This window comes from Streptosporangium heterodermiicola (assembly GCF_051390675.1).
Lineage (GTDB): Bacteria > Actinomycetota > Actinomycetes > Streptosporangiales > Streptosporangiaceae > Streptosporangium.
In genome coordinates, this window is record NZ_JBPJSR010000154.1 from 1 (window position 1) to 226 (window position 226).

General features: G+C 71.2%; 1 protein-coding gene. It reads right to left on the reverse strand.

Annotated elements, in window-relative coordinates; all coding sequences use genetic code 11:
- Positions 1-221 (reverse strand): SpnB-like Rossmann fold domain-containing protein (locus tag ACSC1Q_RS43310; protein ID WP_436764563.1); only part of this gene is annotated, 221 nt, incomplete at its 3' end.
- Positions 222-226 lie beyond the last annotated feature (5 nt).

Genomic DNA, 226 nt, shown 5'->3' on the forward strand with positions numbered 1-226 from the left:
ACGCCGCCCGAAAGCTCCGCGTCGTCCGGGAGTCCTGGCTCCACGCCCACCGGCTCGGCCATCCGGTTAAGTCCCGGTATCAGCAGGTGTCCGTCTCGTACCGCGACTTGTGGTTCGCCCGTGGCCAGCGCCTGGGCGACCACGCTCTCGTCGAGGGCTTCGGTGTCCAGGTCCAGCAGTACGAGCCGGCCGGGCTGCTCGGCCTGTGCCGCCCGTACCAGGCCCC